The 14,193-nt window shown below is 70.5% G+C and carries 9 protein-coding genes; 7 read left to right on the forward strand and 2 right to left on the reverse strand.

Features of this window, described 5'->3' with window-relative positions:
• Window positions 1-48: 48 nt before the first annotated feature.
• Window positions 49-666 (forward strand): hypothetical protein, encoded by a 618-nt coding sequence (locus tag JW613_RS23550; RefSeq protein WP_209212956.1) that lies wholly within the window; start codon window positions 49-51, stop codon window positions 664-666.
• Between the two features lie 116 nt (window positions 667-782).
• Here JW613_RS23550 and JW613_RS23555 read toward each other — a convergent pair whose 3' ends face one another.
• Window positions 783-2,969: a RecQ family ATP-dependent DNA helicase gene (locus tag JW613_RS23555; RefSeq protein WP_209212957.1), complete on the reverse strand. Its 2,187-nt coding sequence runs from the start codon at window positions 2,967-2,969 to the stop codon at window positions 783-785.
• A gap of 139 nt (window positions 2,970-3,108) precedes the next feature.
• Here JW613_RS23555 and JW613_RS23560 point away from each other — a divergent pair, with 139 nt between their 5' ends.
• The 6 genes from JW613_RS23560 (at window position 3,109) to JW613_RS23585 (ending at window position 13,133) form a co-directional block, all read left to right on the forward strand.
• The gene (locus JW613_RS23560) at window positions 3,109-4,344 is read left to right on the forward strand and encodes a DUF4192 domain-containing protein (protein ID WP_209212958.1); all 1,236 of its coding nucleotides are present in this window, start codon (window positions 3,109-3,111) and stop codon (window positions 4,342-4,344) included.
• 96 nt (window positions 4,345-4,440) lie between these two features.
• Window positions 4,441-5,196: an NUDIX hydrolase gene (locus JW613_RS23565; protein ID WP_209212959.1), complete on the forward strand. Its 756-nt coding sequence runs from the start codon at window positions 4,441-4,443 to the stop codon at window positions 5,194-5,196.
• A gap of 122 nt (window positions 5,197-5,318) precedes the next feature.
• Window positions 5,319-7,967, forward strand: a complete 2,649-nt coding sequence (locus JW613_RS23570; RefSeq protein ID WP_209212960.1) for an ATP-binding cassette domain-containing protein — start codon at window positions 5,319-5,321, stop codon at window positions 7,965-7,967.
• Window positions 7,968-8,242: 275 nt separating this feature from the next.
• Window positions 8,243-9,280, forward strand: coding sequence for a FadR/GntR family transcriptional regulator (locus JW613_RS23575; protein ID WP_245226195.1), 1,038 nt, complete (start codon window positions 8,243-8,245; stop codon window positions 9,278-9,280).
• A 1,106-nt stretch (window positions 9,281-10,386) separates the two neighbouring features.
• On the forward strand, window positions 10,387-11,994 hold the full coding sequence (locus JW613_RS23580; RefSeq protein WP_209212961.1) for an RNA polymerase sigma factor: 1,608 nt from the start codon (window positions 10,387-10,389) through the stop codon (window positions 11,992-11,994).
• Between the two features lie 218 nt (window positions 11,995-12,212).
• A complete protein-coding gene (locus JW613_RS23585; RefSeq protein WP_372447989.1) occupies window positions 12,213-13,133 on the forward strand; it encodes a serine protease in 921 nt (306 codons plus the stop codon).
• 370 nt (window positions 13,134-13,503) lie between these two features.
• On the opposite strand, the gene JW613_RS23590 is transcribed toward JW613_RS23585, so the two are convergent.
• Entirely contained in the window at window positions 13,504-13,731 is a 228-nt protein-coding gene (locus JW613_RS23590) for a DUF7455 domain-containing protein (protein WP_099884811.1), read from the reverse strand.
• Window positions 13,732-14,193: the final 462 nt, after the last annotated feature.

Below are 14,193 nucleotides of genomic sequence, written 5' to 3' on the forward strand. Positions count from 1 at the left end.
CCGAACCCGCTGACACGTCCGTTTCCATCATTTGATAGACAACACCTCATGCCTCTCACTCCCGAGGAGCCACAGATTTACGAGAGCGTCCCGGGCACCCGCGCTTCAGCGGGAGCATCCCGAACCCCGCAGGCATCCCGCGCCGCAGCCCCTGTTCCCGGCCCTCGTCAGGCGCCGCGCCCCGCACCGCCGCGCACCGACAGCAAAGGCCCCAACACCCCCGGCCGTCCCGGTGGCCCCCGCCAGGGGAATCCACCGGCCTCGGCCAAGCCTGCCTCCCCGGACACCACGGCCCGTATCCACCTGGTCGCTGCGACCGACACGACCGCGGTGGAGGTCGCCGACGAGACCGTCGACAAGCTCCTCGACGAAGGTCGGGCGCCCGGCGAGATCCTGCTGCTGACGACCGGTGGCCAACACCCCTGGGCGGAGCACGAACTCTCCTTCGGTGAGGACTCCTACTGGCGCCAACTCACCGAAGCCGAGGACGTGTTCTGCGCTCACGCCGCCACGGCGGCGCGCACCACCCAGCGGCCCATCGTGCTGCTCGCCGTCAACGGTGGCACCGACCCCGAGGCGGCGGCCGCACTGCCCGCGGCCCTGGAGAAGGCCACCGAGCAGCTCATCGTCTGCGGGGACCCGGAGCGCGTGCGCGCCCTGCTCTGATTCCGCTCCCGCCACACCGCCGGAACGGGTTCTTGAGCCGCAACTCCCGGACCCGTCAGGCAGTTGGCGGGCCAGGTGGCTCCCCGTGCAGTGGAGGTGTCGCGGAGGCCGGCCGGTCAGTTCTGGGTCGCGAGAACCAAGGGCAACACCTCCTTCGCACCGGCCTGGCGGAGCATCCGGGCGGCTACCGCGAGGGTCCACCCTGTGTCGATGTAGTCGTCCACCAGCAGGATGGGGCCCTCCAGTGCGGGGAGGGATCCCGCCAGCTCCGGTGGCAGCTGCAGAGCCTCGTGGACGGCGCGCAGACGCTGGGCACCATTGCTGCGCGCTCCGTTCATCACCCCGAACTCGTCCACGCACGCCACCACTCCCAGCAGCGGGAGGCGACCGATGTCGGCGATGCGTTCCGCGAAGGAGCGCACCAGCTGCGGGCGGGTGCGGGACTCGACCGCCACGACCCCCGACGGTCGCCCGGAGGTGTCCGAAGCCCCCGAGGCCCAGCCGTCCGGTCCCTTGGCCCAGTCCGAGAGAACCGTCACCGCACCGTGCAGTACGTCGTCCGGGATCGGTCCGTCCCCGCCCTGCTCGGACAGCAGCGGACGGAGCCGGTTGCCCCAGCCGATGTCGGACAGCCGGCCGAGGGCCCGCCCGGGCGAGGCCTGCTGCTGCTCGGGGATGCGGCCCTTGAGGTCCAGGCCCACGGCCTGCATCCCGGTCGGCCACATCTTCCGCGGCTCGATGCGTACCCCCGGCCTGCGCAACTCGCCGCGGGCCGCCACGACGAGGGACTCGTCGACCTGTGGGCTGAACCGTCTGCCGGCGCAGTTGTCGCACCGACCGCAGGGCGCCGCCGCCTCGTCGTCCAGCTCCCGCCGCAGATATTCCATCCGGCACTCGGTCGTCTCGGCATACTCGCGCATGGCACGCTGCTCGGCCTGGCGCTGCCGCTCGACCCATTCATAGCGGTCGGCCTCGTAGCGCCACGGCTGGCCCGTGGCGACCCAGCCGCCCTTGACGCGCTGCACCGCTCCGTCCACATCGAGAACCTTCAGCATCATCTCCAGCCGGGAACGGCGCAGCTCCACCCGTGGCTCCAGGGCGGGCAGTGACATCGGGCCGCCCGCCGCCGCCAGCACATCGAGGGTGCGGCGCACCTGCTCCTCGGGAGGGAAGGCCAAAGAGGCGAAGTACCGCCAGATCGCCTCGTCCTCCTGGCCGGGCAGCAGCAGTACTTCGGCGTGATCCACTCCACGTCCAGCACGGCCGACCTGCTGGTAGTAGGCGATGGGGGAGGAGGGCGAGCCGAGGTGGACGACGAAGCCGAGATCCGGCTTGTCGAATCCCATGCCCAGGGCCGAGGTCGCCACCAGGGCCTTCACACGGTTGGCGAGGAGGTCGGCCTCGGCGGCTTCGCGGTCGGCGTTCTCCGTCCTGCCCGTGTAGGAGGCCACCTCGTGTCCGCACTGGCGGAGGAAGGCCGCCACCTCTTCGGCGGCCGCGACGGTGAGGGTGTAGATGATCCCCGAGCCCGGCAGGGATTTGAGGTGTTCTCCCAACCAGGCGAGACGGTGCGCGGCATCGGGCAGCCGCAGGACGTTGAGGCTGAGGCTCTCCCTGTCCAGGGAGCCGCGGAGCACCAGGGCTGGGGTCGAGCCGGCCTCGTCCTCGGTGCCGTCCGCAGGGGTACCGAGCTGGTCGGCGACATCGGCTGTGACGCGTGCGTTGGCCGTGGCGGTTGTCGCCAGCACCGGTACGCCGAGTGGCAGCTCGGCGAGCATGGTGCGCAGCCTGCGGTAGTCGGGGCGGAAGTCGTGACCCCAGTCGGAGATGCAGTGCGCCTCGTCCACCACAAGCAGCCCCGTGGACGCGGTGAGGCTGGGCAGCACATGATCACGGAAATCGGGATTGTTGAGGCGCTCGGGGCTGACCAGCAGAACATCGACCTGCCCGGCGGTGACCTCGGCCTCGATGGTCCGCCACTCCTCCGGATTGGCGGAATTGATCGTGCGGGCGTGGATACCGGCACGTGCGGCGGCCTCCACCTGGTTACGCATCAATGCCAGCAACGGGGAGACGATCACCGTCGGCCCCGAGCCGCGCTTGCGGAGGAGAGCGGTCGCCACGAAGTAGACCGCCGACTTGCCCCAGCCGGTGCGCTGGACCACCAGCGCCCTTCTCCGCTCTGCGACCAGCGCCTCGATGGCCCGCCACTGGTCCTCACGCAGCCGGGTCGGACCCCCGGGGTCGCCCACGAGGTCGGCGAGCACCGCATCGGCTTCTTGTCGCAGGTGTGTGTCACTCATGCGTCCATGCAACCTGATGCCACCGACATCCGAAGACCCGGCCTGTGGAAAACCCACAATTAGTCTGACAAAAATGCAAGTCGCCTCGGCTGTGGATAACCGGCGACCTCGAATTCGCGCTTTGCGTCACCGTCGGGGCATGACACAGCACGACCGCGAATCCCGCGGCAACGAACCGACTCCGTCCTGCCCCCAGGACCCGACTCCGCCTCCGCAGGCAAGCGTCTCCCTGCGGGATCCCGCCGAACTCGCCGAGGCTCTGCCCTACCTGCTCGGGTTCTATCCGGACGACTCCCTCGTCGTCGTCGCCCTCCACGGCGAGCGGGGACGCTTCGGTGGGCGGCTCAGGATCGGCATTCCCGACGCCGAGAGCGGCTGGGCGGCCTTCGCGCCGCAGATCGCCGATTGTTTGGAATCCAGCTCGCGAGCGCGCGGTGCCCGGCCCGACGGTGCCTTGATCTTTCTGTGCCAGGAGCCCGAAGAAGGCCACACGGGGCGGGATGTCATGGAGCGGCTGAGCCCTCTTGTGCAACAGCTGCGCCGCGCCTGCGGGGAGCTGGAGATTCCCGTCTACGAGGCGCTGTGCCTCTCGGAGGGCAGGTATTTCTCCTACTGCTGTCCCGATCCGCGTTGCTGTCCGCCCGAGGGCGTCCCCCTGGCGGACTCCGGCACGTCGGCCATGGCCGTCGCAGCCGCATACGCGGGGGTGCCGATGCACGGCTCACTGCGCGAGATGGAGAGGCGACTGAGCCCGCTCGGGCCGCCGTTCGCGGAGGAACAGATCCGGACCCTGGACCGCGTCAGCGCCGAACTCACCCCCCGGATGGTGCCCGACGAGGGGCGGCCGCAGGTGCGGGCCGAGACCTTGGCCCTCCTCGGACGGCTGATGGAACGCTTCCAACGGTGCTCACCGTCGGCGGGAACGACGATGAGCCAGGACGCGCACGACGACGGTCTGCTCAGCCATGACGAATGTGCCACGGCGATCCTCGGCCTCCAGGACCGGGAGACCCGTGATCAGGCGGCCGAGTGGATGGAGGGGGCGGACGTGGCACCGGCTCTCCGGCTCTGGCGGGCGCTGGCCCGGCGCTGCGCGGGGCCCTACCTCCGATTCGCGGCGGCGCCCCTCACCCTGGCCGGCTGGGTCGCCTGGTCGGGAGGGGATGTGCCGACCGCCCGGGTAGCGCTGGGACTCGCGCTGCGGACCGACCCCGACTATCTGTTCGCCCAGCTGTTGCATCAGGCCTGCAACGAAGGACTCGACCCCAAGCTGGTGCGCCACTGCCTTCGGAGCGAACAGGAGCCGGACCGGGCAGCGGGCGGGGGAGACCAGGGCGATCAGCCGGAGGGGACGACGGGCGACGCCGCCTGCTGACCGACTGCCTTGCTCGCTTCCGTCGGGGACGGAAGAGGTGCGGGCGCTACCACGGAACGGACTGTTTATCGTCAAGGAGACGACTATGATCACGCCATGCCCTATGACCCGTCGGCCTTCCCGCCCTTTGCCGTCACCGTCGACCTCGTGGTGCTCACCGTGCGCAAGGACGCGCTGTATGCCCTGGTCGTGCGCCGCGGGGAGCCTCCGTATCAGGGCCGGTGGGCGCTGCCTGGCGGTTTCGTGCGGGGCGACGAGGACTTGGAGGAGGCGGCGGCGCGCGAGCTCACCGAGGAGACCGGGCTGCGCTCACAGGCCCTCGAAGACCAGGACGCGGGTGCGCACCTGGAGCAGCTCGCCACCTACGGTGCACCCCAGAGGGATCCCAGGATGCGGGTGGTCAGCGTCGCCTATCTCGTCCTCGCGCCGGACCTGCCCGCGCCCACTGCCGGCGGAGACGCGCGCAGTGCCCGGTGGGCGTCGACGGACACGCTTCTCGGCGCGGGAGACGGTTCCGGGTGGGAGGTCGAGCAACAAGTGCCGCTCGCTTTCGACCATGACCAGATCCTGCGGGACGGGGTGGAACGGGCGCGATCCAAGATCGAGTACTCCTCGCTCGCCACCGCCTTCTGTCCGCCGGAGTTCACAGTGGGAGAGCTGCGGCGGGTCTACGAAGCCGTGTGGGGTGTGGCTCTCGATCCGCGGAACTTCCACCGCAAGGTGACGGGGACGCCGGGATTCCTGGTGCCGACCGGGGGCACGACGACCCGTCAGGGCGGTCGGCCGGCCCAGCTGTTCCGTGCCGGAGGAGCCACGTTGCTCAACCCGCCCATGCTGCGACCGGAGGTCTGAGGCCGGAAGGGCGGTCGGGGCCGTGTTTCCGCAGGGCCGAGGGTCGAGCGGCTACCCGGAAAGTCGTAAATGTCGCGTTATCTTGCAGAGGTGCGTCCGCCACGCGTTCTGCGGGAGAAGCGATGATTCAGGCCATCGGACTCACCAGCACGGTCCGGCGCAAGCGCCTGCCGCGTGTCGACGACCTCACTTTCGAGGCGCGCCCCGGCAAGGTCACTGTGCTGCTGGGGTCGGCTGGTTCGGGTAAGAGCGAGGCGTTGCGGCTGATGCTGCAACTCGTTCCAGGGCGAGGTGTGGCGCTCTTCCGTGGCCGCCCGGTGCAGCGGATCCCGCACCCCGCCCGGGAGATCGGTGCCTTCCTCGGCGACGTCCCCGGTCATCCGGCCCGCACGGCTCGGGGCCAGCTGCGCATGCTGACCGCGGTGGCGGGAGTGCCGGTCGAGCGGGCGGACGAGGTCTTGGAGGTGGTCGGGCTCAGCGGGCTGGCGGACCAGCGGCTCGGAGACTTCTCGCTCGGAATGGACCGCAGGCTCGGGATGGCGACGGCGCTGTTGGGCGATCCGCACACGCTGGTGCTGGACGAGCCGACCCGGGGACTCTCCCCGCGCGAAGCCACGTGGCTGCACGGACTGCTGCGCGGATTCGCAGACCAGGGCGGACTGGTGCTCGTCGCCTCGCGGGATCCGAGAGAGGCAGCCCGGATCGCGGACCGGGTCGTCTCGATCGACCGCGGTCGGCTCCTGGCCGATCAAACGGCGGCCGACTTCTCGCGGACCCGACTCCGTCCCCGGGTCGCGGTCAGAACGCCGCACGCGGAGCGGTTCGCGGCCGTGCTCTCACAGGAGGCGCGGAGCGCGGAGCGGGCGAGCGCCGGACGCGGAGCCGTCGAGGTGGTGTGCGAGGGAGGCAGCCGGGTCTCGGTCTACGGGACCAGTTGTGCCGCGGTGGGGGAGTCCGCCTACCGGCACGGGATCCTCGTCCACAAGCTGACGGACGAGATCGGGGACGCAGGGGACAGCTGTCGGCCGGGCCCGCTGAACCGGGCTGACGGACGAGCCGCCCGTCGGGAGGCCGGGGCCTCGGCGGCTGCTGCGGCCACCGGGAGCACAGGGGAGCAAGCGAAGGGGGAAGGCGTGGGGGTCTGTTATGTGGACGATGTGGGCCAGGCGGTACGCGGGGAAGCTGCGACACGAGAGGGAGAGGGGGAAGTCGCTTCCGGGCACGCCTCCGTACCCGCGCCGGGTAGCTACAAGCCGGGCGGCCCGACGCAGGCGCGAGGTAGTCAAGGCGCAGACGCAGCAGAATCGGAGTCGCAGGCCGGATCCGGCGTCGGCGTCGGTGCTGCCTCCGATGTGGGTGGTGAGAGGGGCTCCGAGGCAGGGCAGGGCGGAGCGGAAGCGCGCCCAGCCGCGGCGAGGCGGCCCGGGGAGGAGCAGGAGTCGACGCCCGAGGGCGGCACGTTCCCGGAAGGCGCACTCGTGCCGGCGGGGCACGAGGACCCGGAGACCAGGGCGACGGACGCAACCGGTGACCCTGTGCGCCGGTCGCAGCGATCACCGAGTCTCACGCCCGGCGGGGCCGCCTCCGGCGAGACCGTCCCGGCTTCGGAGCCGGGACGGAGCCCGGACCGGGATCCGACTCGGGCAGCTGAGGCGGCTCCGAGAGCCAAGACGGGGGCCACCTCCCGCCCCGCCTCCTCGGCCTCCGCCGACCTCTCGGCCTCCTCTTCCTCTGCTCCCTCGGGCCTCTGTGCTTCCTCCGCCTCCTCTGCTGTCTCCGGCCCCTCCACCTCGTCCCCGCCTTCCGGCCGGTCGGGGACGGCCGGCGGAAGGTCGAAGAGCGCGGTGGGGCCCTTGCCTCCGGAGTCCCCGGTGGTACGTCGGCCAGGACCGGTGGCGCCGCTGCGGTACGAAGTGATGCGGCTGTTCGGAGTGCGGACACCGTGGATGCTGATTGCCCTGGCGCTGGTCTCGGCGCTGGGGATCTCCCTCACGGTGGCCGGGACGGAGGGGGCCGCTGCGGAGGATGCTGCGACGGGGAGCGTGCCCGGTCTCAAGCTGCTCATCGGGTGGCCGCCCGGGTCGCCGTTTCTCGTGCCGCCCGCGGCCGTCGTGGCGGGGCTGCTGGGGGCCATGGCGTTCGGGCAGGAGTTCCGGTATCCGGCGCTGGTGCCCGCGCAGGTGCCCGTGCCCCGCAGACTCGGGATGCTGGTGGCCAAGCTCGGGGTGACGGCGGTCACTGCTGTGGCCCTGTGTCTGGCGACCGCGCTGTGCAACGCGGCGGCGTTGACCCTGTTCTACGGCGCGGACGCTCTGGTCGACTCCTTCCCCGACCACACGTTCGGCCTCGCCGCTCTGACCAGCTTCTCCGTCCCCGGCGGGCTGGAACCCGGGACCATGGTGCCGTCACTGGGAGTGCAGGTGATGGCGTTGCTCGCGCTCTGCGTCGGATGTGCTTGGGCGGGGTTGCTGGCCGCGGGCGTGTTCCGGTCGACCGCGCTGGGGGTGACCGCTGTTGTGGCAGTGCCCATGCTGGTGGCGCCTCTCGTGCGTAGTGCAGCGGTCGGCTCCGGTGGCCAGTCGTTCGAGGGGTTGCCGGAGCGGTTGCGCTCGGTGCTGCTGTTTCCCTGGCCCTCGGCGGCGGAGCAGTCGGGGGCCGTGGCGATGGGAATCGTGTCGCAACCGGTGGGCCGGGCCCTCGCGTTGTCGGTCACCGTCCTGTTCTGTGCGTACGCCCTCACGTCCCTGCGGAGTCGACCGAGACAGCGGTGACCGCCGGTTGTGGACGGCCGTACAAAGGGGCAGGCTTGGGCTGCCGAGCGCCGGAACCACCGCAAATCCGCCAGGTGTTCACCTGCCGTCGGGGCCAAAACGGCACTCAAGGGCGGCAGATGGCTCTGACCACCAATGATGTGGTCCGTTCTTTCCGATAAGGCGTCAATTGTAAGGAAGCCAGCGATCACCCTTTCGTGTGCTTTTCACCAAAGCCCTCAAGACCGCCCTGACCTCGGCCGACACAAGTGGTCGTGACTACCCTTGCGCACTCCATGATGAACGCGGCTCGCCCCGTCGACACCGGCCTCGTAGGCCCGGGCGAGCTGGACCGCTACGCATACGCCGAGTCAACGGGAACGGCGCGCACCACAACCAACGCCTCGGCGTGGGAGGGTTCCGAGGCTGAGATGAATCGAGTGGGCCGACGTGCGTCCGGTAGCCGAGGCAGGGGCCTGCACGGCCAACTCGTCCAGCAGCTCGGCCAGATGATCGTCTCGGGCGACCTGGGCGCCGACCGCCCGCTCGTCCCCGAAGAGATCGGCCAGCGCTTCGAGGTCTCGCGTACGGTCGTACGTGAGTCCCTGCGCGTCCTCGAGGCCAAGGGCCTCGTGAGCGCGCGCCCCAACGTCGGCACCCGGGTCAGGCCCGTCAGCGACTGGAACCTGCTCGACCCCGACATCATCGAATGGCGGGCCTTCGGCCCCCAGCGGGAGGGGCAGCGGCGCGAGCTGTGCGAGCTGCGCTGGGCCATCGAGCCCCTCGCCGCCCGCCTCGCCGCCGGGCAGAGCCACGACGACGTGCACCAGCGCCTCGGCGACATGGTGGAGATCATGGGCCACGCCCATGCTCAGGGCGACACGCTCACGTTCTCGCGGGCCGACGCCGAGTTCCACGGGCTGATCCTGCAGGCGGCGGGGAACCGGATGCTGGAGCACCTCTCCGGCATCGTCTCCTCCGCGCTCCAGGTCTCGGGCGGGCCGACCGCCTGCTCCGAGCACCCCACGGAGGGCGGCGTCGCCAACCACCGCCGGGTGGTGGACGCGCTCGTCGCGGGCGAGGCTGCCGTCGCCGAGGCCGCCATGCGCCAGTTGCTGGGTGGGAACGCCGAGTCGGTGGCCGCCGCGCAGCCCGTACAGGGTGCGCCGGCTCCGGCCACGTCCGGTCAGTCCGCCCAGGCGGCGCAGCCCGCGCAGGCCGCACAGCCGGGGACGCACGGGGTGCCTGCGGGCGCGGGTCAGCCGGGTCAGCCGGGTGGTGCCGGTTCCGCAGGCGGGGCGGACCATGTGGTGCCCGCCCCCCGCGAGCACTGACCCGCGCGGGCGCGCCCAGGGCGGGTCGGTCGGCCTTTCGGCGACTCCCTTGGTGGTGCCCGCCGGGCGGATCGCGGCGTCGCGTGGTCCCGGGCCGCCGTCGTGCGGCCGGCCCGGGCCCGGCCGGCCGAAGCCGAAGCCGCGCGCTGTGTGTCCGGCTCACCGGGAGCGGCTGCGCGCTCGGTTCGTTCCGTCGACGGAAGCCCGGTCCGCGCTCGTGGGCTCGGCTGCCCGCCGGGCTGTCGGGTTCCGCTGCGGCACGTGTCCGTATCCCGCAGGGGCACTCCGGTCTCCCGGTCCCTGATTCCTGGGCTCTCGGGTCGCCGAACCCCCGAACCTCCGAGCCCCCGAGCCCCCGAGCCCCCCGGTCTCCGACCCCCGGACACCCCGGGTACGGGAGCGCACTCGGCACCCGGGCGGTTCAGGTCCGGTCCGAGGAGTGGCTCAGTGGGGTGTTGGCGGTGTCGGCCCGGTGTTCCGGAGCTCCGCGGTGTTGCGGCCGTGCCTTCGTCCTCGGCGGCACGGCCGTACGTACGAGTCCGAGTCGAGCCCCGCACCTGCGTCGTGCCTCGGCCCGGCCTTCTGCACCGCAAGCCGAGTGTCGCGACACCGGGCCCGCACCGAGCCCGCACCGAGCCCGAGCGTGACTCCGGGCCCTACCCGGGCCTGGGTCCGACCCTTCGCCCCGCCCCGGCCCGTTCCCCGCTCGGACCCCATGCCGTCCAACCCCCGACCCGTCTCGCCCACCCGGCCCGACCCCGGGTCCCGGGCCCGGGACCGGGTCGACCCCTCGCCCCTGAGGGCGGGACAGTGGGGGCTGAGCCCGCTGTCACCCACTCAGGGCACCCGCTCTCACCCACACGAGCGCCCGATTGATCCGGTTATCAGGATGCAAGTACGGGTATGCGGTGTGACTCGTGCCACGTGAATTGGGCGTAACGCTTCCCGTTCCCATGCGATGACTCAAGAGGTGACAGCGGAGGAGGGAATACGGGCGCTCCATCCGGGGCTCTTGTTCCAGCCCATATTTCTCCACTGCTCCGCCCGCGCCGTCGGATCATCCCCGCCGACGGTCCGCCGTTTTCCATCGTTCCGAGAGGTTGTTCGTGTCGGCCAGCACATCCCGTACTCTCCCCGCGGAGATCGCCGAATCCGAGTCCGTGATGGCGCTCATCGAGCGGGGGAAGGCTGAGGGGCAGATCGCCGGCGACGACGTACGTCGGGCCTTCGAGGCTGACCAGATTCCGCCAACCCAGTGGAAGAACGTCCTGCGCAGCCTCAACCAGATCCTCGACGAGGAGGGTGTGACGCTGATGGTGAGTGCAGCCGAGGCGCCCAAACGCACCCGTAAGAGCGTCGCAGCGAAGACCCAGGCCAAGCGCACCGCCACCAAGACGGTCGCTGCCAAGACCACCCAGGCCAAGAAGGCCACCCCCTCCACCGCGGCTCCCGTCGCCCCGGCTGTCACCGCCGCTTCCGCGGCGGGTGTCGCCCCGGGGCAGGAGTCCGCCGGGGAGGAGGCCGCGCCGAAGCCCGCGAAGAAGGCCGCAGCCAAGAAGACCGCGGCGAAGAAGACGGCGGCGAAGAAGACGGCCGCCCCCAAGAAGACCGCAGCCAAGAAGTCCGTCGTCGACGAACTCCTCGAGGGCGACGAGGAACTGGTGGAGGACATCGCCGCCAAGCCCTCGGGCAAGCCCGGCCCCGAGGACGGCCCCGCGGCCGAGGTCAAGAACGAGAACGAGGGCTTCGTCATCTCCGACGATGACGAGGACGACGCGCCGGCCCAGCAGGTGGCCGCCGCGGGGGCGACGGCCGACCCGGTCAAGGACTACCTCAAGCAGATCGGCAAGGTGCCGCTCCTCAACGCGGAGCAGGAGGTCGAGCTCGCCAAGCGGATCGAGGCCGGTCTCTTCGCCGAGGACAAGCTGGCGGCCGAGGAGAAGCTGGCCCCCAAGCTCCAGCGCGAGCTGGAGATCATCGCCGAGGACGGGCGCCGCGCCAAGAACCACCTGCTGGAGGCCAACCTCCGTCTGGTGGTCTCGCTGGCCAAGCGCTACACGGGCCGCGGCATGCTCTTCCTGGACCTGATCCAGGAGGGGAACCTCGGTCTGATCCGTGCGGTCGAGAAGTTCGACTACACGAAGGGTTACAAGTTCTCGACGTACGCGACGTGGTGGATCCGTCAGGCCATCACCCGCGCCATGGCCGACCAGGCACGCACCATCCGCATCCCGGTGCACATGGTCGAGGTCATCAACAAGCTCGCCCGTGTGCAGCGCCAGATGCTCCAGGACCTGGGCCGCGAGCCCACCCCGGAGGAGCTGGCCAAGGAGCTGGACATGACGCCCGAGAAGGTCGTCGAGGTCCAGAAGTACGGCCGGGAGCCGATCTCGCTGCACACTCCGCTGGGCGAGGACGGCGACAGCGAGTTCGGTGATCTGATCGAGGACTCCGAGGCGGTCGTGCCGGCGGACGCGGTCAGCTTCACGCTTCTGCAGGAGCAGCTGCACTCCGTGCTCGACACGCTCAGCGAGCGCGAGGCGGGCGTCGTCTCGATGCGCTTCGGTCTGACCGACGGCCAGCCCAAGACGCTCGACGAGATCGGCAAGGTCTACGGCGTGACGCGTGAGCGCATCCGTCAGATCGAGTCGAAGACGATGTCCAAGCTGCGCCACCCCTCCCGTTCCCAGGTCCTGCGCGACTACCTGGACTGACAGGGCGGCAGCGCAGACACGCGCACACATACGTGGAGGCCGGTGACCCCGTTGAGGGGTTCACCGGCCTCCACGTTGTGGCCGGCCTTCCCCTGCTGCATCTGCGGGCCGAGCTCGGCTCGTCCCGAGGGCGGCCCGGGATGCGACCCGCGTGAACTCGGAACACCCTGGGTAGTCAGACAGTTCCGTACGGTCAGGAGGTCGGTCTCATGCGATCGATGCGCTGTAAGCGAACACGCGCCAGCCGCACCCCGGGGCGCTCAGGAAGTCGCCCCGTCATCCTGGGGACGGCGCTCATAGCGGCGCTGCTCGCTCCGGCGACGCCGCAGCAGGCCGCAGCGCACGACAAGGGGCCTGGCCGTGTCGTCGTGGGCGGAGCCCCGGTGAGCGCCGACGCGCACCCGTGGGTCGTGGCCCTCTCCAGCCGTGCCCGGTTCGGCCCGCAACGCTCGGGCCAGTTCTGCGGCGGCGCCCTCGTCGGCCCCCGAACGGCGGTCACGGCGGCGCACTGCCTCAGCAGGGAGGTGCTGGGGGCCGACCCCTCCCGTGTCGACGACCTGCGCGTGATCACGGGACGCGGGGATCTGACGAGTACGGCGGGCAAGGAGATCGCGGTCAAGTCGTCGAAGGTCAACCCGGACTACGACTCCAGGACCAACAAGGGTGACATCGCCGTACTGCGGCTGGCGTCCTCCGTGCCGCGGGAGGCCGTCATTCCGATGGCCCACAAGGGCGACTCCGCGTACCGGGCCGGCACCGAGGCCTCGGTCTACGGCTGGGGCGACACCACGGGACGCGGGGACTACGCGACGACACTGCACGCCGCCCGGGTGAAAGTGCTTCCGGACGAGGACTGCCGACGGGCCTATCCGGGCTCCGCCGACGGCACCTACGACCCGGTCACCATGATGTGTGCAGGGCTCAAGGAGGGCGGCAAGGACGCCTGTCAGGGGGACAGCGGCGGCCCACTGGTCGCCCAGGGCAAGCTCGTGGGCCTCGTCTCCTGGGGCATCGGGTGCGGCCAGGCGGGTCGCCCGGGCGTCTATACGCGGCTCTCCGCGGCCGAATCCGTGATCCAGACCCAGGAACGGCGCTCCCGCGCCCGCAGGGACGTGAGGGGGCGCACAAGCGCGCTCTGAGCGGTGCTGGGAGTCAGGCGGGGTGCGGCGCGCGTGGGGCGCGAGTCGCCCCGCGCCTCCTGTCCTTGCCGGTCTTCCGGTGCCGGTCCGGCCGTACCGGTGTTCCCGTACCGGTCCGGCAACCGGCTCATTCCGGCCAGGACGACGATCGGTCGGGGCGAAATCCGGCCAACTCCGCTCAGCGCGACGATCCGGCAGGCAGCAGGCAGCAGGCAGCAGGCAGCAGGCAGCAGGCAGCAGGCGGCGAGCCGGTCCGGAAATGACGAGGGCGGACGGTTCTCCCGGGTATCGGGAGGACCGCCCGCCGGTTCCGGCCTGTGCCGGGATAGCTCGTCGGACGTGGACGCGAAGGCGTCGGGTCAGCAGGTCATCAGTCGTCTTCGCCTGCGGTGGAGGGAGTCGCGGTGAGCTTCTCCGTCTCGTCCTGTATCTCCGCGGCGATCTTCTTGAGTTCCGGCTCGAACTTGCGACCGTGGTGGGCGCAGAACAGCAGCTCTCCGCCGCTTACAAGGACAACGCGCAGGTACGCCTGTGCGTTGCACCGGTCACAGCGGTCGGCTGCTGTCAGCGGAGTCGCGGGGGTCAGAACTGTAGTCACGTCGCCTCTTCTCTAGCTCGACGAGCTGTCGTACCAGGGTCAACATCCAACCAGGCCGAAAACGTTCCCGCACTGGCCTTCATTCCCGGACTTTTTTGGCCGGGAGGCCGGATAGTTGCCGGGTGGCGGCGAATGGGCCGTATTGCAGGGGTTGGGAGCTTTCCGTCGGTGTCCGTCGATTTTTCGGTCTGTCGGTTGAATCTGTGACGGTGGGTGGTGGCTTGGTCGCGGGCTCTGCCAGTGGCGCTGGCAGGTCTCGTCGTGCCGTTGTGTTGTCGTCCGACTTCGGGCTGTCCAACCCTCCGTTGTGGAGGACGTGCCCGGAGCCTAAATGGTTCATGCCTGGATGGGAACGTGATGTGTGCGGCACCGGGGGCGACAACCATCGCTACACCAGACCTCTTATCGAACAGAGTATCGAACGTGGGCTAGCATGGCAGTTCTCATGATCCGTCTCCCGGG

This window comes from Streptomyces smyrnaeus, from assembly GCF_017676345.1.
GTDB classification, from domain to species: domain Bacteria; phylum Actinomycetota; class Actinomycetes; order Streptomycetales; family Streptomycetaceae; genus Streptomyces; species Streptomyces smyrnaeus.

Coding starts and splice junctions, on each gene's coding strand:
- JW613_RS23555 (WP_209212957.1), bottom strand. CDS start 2,969: ATGAGTGACACACACCTGCGACAAGAAGCCGATGCGGTGCTCGCCGAC.
- JW613_RS23550 (WP_209212956.1), top strand. CDS start 49: ATGCCTCTCACTCCCGAGGAGCCACAGATTTACGAGAGCGTCCCGGGC.
- JW613_RS23560 (WP_209212958.1), top strand. CDS start 3,109: ATGACACAGCACGACCGCGAATCCCGCGGCAACGAACCGACTCCGTCC.
- JW613_RS23570 (WP_209212960.1), top strand. CDS start 5,319: ATGATTCAGGCCATCGGACTCACCAGCACGGTCCGGCGCAAGCGCCTG.
- JW613_RS23575 (WP_245226195.1), top strand. CDS start 8,243: ATGATGAACGCGGCTCGCCCCGTCGACACCGGCCTCGTAGGCCCGGGC.
- JW613_RS23585 (WP_372447989.1), top strand. CDS start 12,213: ATGCGCTGTAAGCGAACACGCGCCAGCCGCACCCCGGGGCGCTCAGGA.
- JW613_RS23565 (WP_209212959.1), top strand. CDS start 4,441: ATGCCCTATGACCCGTCGGCCTTCCCGCCCTTTGCCGTCACCGTCGAC.